Annotated in this window: 2 protein-coding genes; both read left to right on the forward strand. The window is 58.3% G+C overall.

Features of this window, described 5'->3' with window-relative positions; all coding sequences use genetic code 11:
* Window positions 1-358 precede the first annotated feature (358 nt).
* Window positions 359-1,441 (forward strand): IS5 family transposase, encoded by a 1,083-nt coding sequence (locus tag ACFFWD_RS29990; RefSeq protein ID WP_376971493.1) that lies wholly within the window; start codon window positions 359-361, stop codon window positions 1,439-1,441.
* A gap of 191 nt (window positions 1,442-1,632) precedes the next feature.
* On the forward strand, window positions 1,633-2,643 hold a 1,011-nt coding region (locus ACFFWD_RS29995; RefSeq protein ID WP_376971495.1), incomplete at its 3' end, for an IS701 family transposase.

Consider the following 2,643-nt stretch of genomic DNA (forward strand, 5'->3'; position numbering starts at 1 on the left):
CGCTGTGCATCGCGGCCTACGGATTCCTGGTCTCCGAGCGGGAGACGATTCCCCCCTCAGCAACAGGTTCCGCCGGGCTTTTCAAAGAGGCTACAATTCCCGAAACTTATCGCCCGAGGGGTTCCGCCATTGCGGCCTGAACGCCACGTTCCAAATTCGATCTCGACTGTCCGGCGGAAACTGAGCGCCGCTCTCGCGTCCACACTATCTCGATGCCCTTGTTGTATCAGAGCAATCTCAGGACAAAGTAGTCATCGAAATTTATGACGCAGTAGGACTAGCAGTCTGCTGAAAAACCTCTCGCCGTAGCGAGAATTTGCTGATTCAATTTTTTATCACGAATCGGTGGGGGGGGCGCATGCGCGGCGCATTTGTGGATCAGGGCGGGCTGTTTTCGTACATTGCGCCGGAAGCGCGGGTGCCATCGAACCACCCGCTGAGGAGGATTCGGACGCTCGTCCGGGAAGTTCTGAGCGAGTTGAACCGTAGCTTTGGGAAGCTCTATTCGAGCGAAGGACGCCCCTCGATCCCTCCGGAGCAATTGCTGAGCGCGTTGCTGCTGCAGGTGTTCTACGGCATTCGGTCGGAACGACAGCTCATGGAGCAATTGGACTACAATCTTTTGTACCGCTGGTTCGTGGGGCTGTCGCCGGACGATCCGGTCTGGGACCCGACCAGCTTCACGAAGAACCGGGAGCGGCTGCAGAACGGCGATATATTTACGAAGTTCATGACCAAGCTTTTGAACCATCCTCAGGTCAAGCCGCTATTGTCGGACGAGCATTTTTCGGTGGACGGGACGTTGATTGAGGCTTGGGCTTCACAGAAGAGCTTCCGCCCCAAGGACGGCAGCGATGACGACGACGGCGCGAACTTCCACGGCCAGAAGCGCAAGAACGACACGCATGCGAGTACGAGTGATCCCGACAGTCGGCTATACCGCAAGGCCGCCGGACGGGAGGCGAAGCTCTGCTATATGGGCCACGCCACCATGGAGAACCGGCATGGGCTGGCCGTGGCCGGCATGGTCACGCTCGCCAGCGGCACCGCCGAGCGTCGCGCCTCGGAGAAGATGCTCAAAACCAAAGCCAAGGAGGCCGGCCATCGTATCACCGCCGGTGAGGACAAGGCCTATGACACGGCCGATCATGTGGCCAATCTTCGCGCCATCAACGTCACACCGCACGTGACGCAGAACAACGGCATCACCAAAACCGGCAAGAGTCGCCGAAGTGCCATCGACGAACGGACCACGCGCCACCGGGGCTATGGCATGTCGCAATCGCGCCGAGCGATGACCGAATGCATCTTCGGCTGGGGCAAGCAGCACGGTACGATGCGCAAGACAAAACATCGCGGCATCGGTCGCGTCGCCGCCGATTTCATGCTTAACCTGATCGCCTACAATCTGATCCGCGTTCCCAAACTGGCCACGGCATAGGCAAGTAGCCGTTCAGGAGCGCCACATACACTCGAACACCTCACCAGAACCACCTGCCCAAACACACAGCAATGCTTCAATTTCTGGGCTTTTCAGCAGACTGCTAGTCTTACTGAGTCAGAGTGTCGCGGCCTTTGCCGAGAAGAATCATGTATTTGAGAAGACTCACTTTTCAGTATGGGGAGGCTGAGATGGGTCTGACAAAATCGGGAGACGTAGCGTCGCGGTTTTCGACATATATTGAGGGCCTTGCGAGCGTGATCGGACATGCGGGACGGACCAAACCGCTTCGCGATTACTGCACCGGGCTGATGATGCCGTGCGATCGCAAGAGTGTCGAGCCGATGGCGGCGATGACAGCTCCTGAGCGGACAGCAGCGCAACATCAGGCATTGTTGCATTTTGTCGGTCAAGGCGACTGGTCGGATCATCAAGTGTTGGCCAAGGTCCGTGAGTTAGTGCTGCCGGTCATCGAACGCCACGGAGAGATCGAAGCTTGGATCATCGATGATACGGGCTTTCCTAAGAAAGGGCGGCATTCGGTCGGAGTTGCACGGCAATATTGCGGCCAGTTGGGCAAACAAGACAATTGTCAGGTCGCTGTGACGCTTTCACTCGCAAATCATGATGCAAGCCTGCCGGTGGCGTATCGGCTTTATCTACCAAAGGAGTGGGCGACCGACCGTCCGCGTCGGCGCAAAGCCGGTGTGCCCAAGGAGATCACCTTCAAAACCAAGCCGGCCATCGCGCTTGAACAGTTGCGCTGGGCCTATGCAGAGGACTTGCCCCGTGGCGTAGTGCTGATGGACGCCGGCTATGGCACTGATACCGATCTGCGTACGGGCATAACAGATCTCGGCTTGAACTATGTGGCCGGCATCCAGCCGCAAACGTCCGTATGGCCCACTGGCACTGGGCCGCAGCCGCCGAAGAAGTGGTCGGGGAACGGGCGGCCTCCGAAGTTGCTTCGACGTGATGGCAAGTACCGACCGATCTCAGTTAAGAAGCTTGCGATTGACCTGCCAATGGATGCTTGGCGCAAGATCACGTGGCGTGAAGGGACGGCAGAACGCTTATCCTCGCGCTTTGCTCGTGTGCGCATCCGTCCGGCACATCGAGATTACTGGCTTGCCGAAAGCCGGCCGGAGGAATGGCTGCTGATCGAGTGGCCGGAGGGCGCGGAAGCACCCACCAAATATTGG

The organism is Bradyrhizobium erythrophlei, from assembly GCF_042430365.1.
GTDB classification, from domain to species: domain Bacteria; phylum Pseudomonadota; class Alphaproteobacteria; order Rhizobiales; family Xanthobacteraceae; genus Bradyrhizobium; species Bradyrhizobium erythrophlei.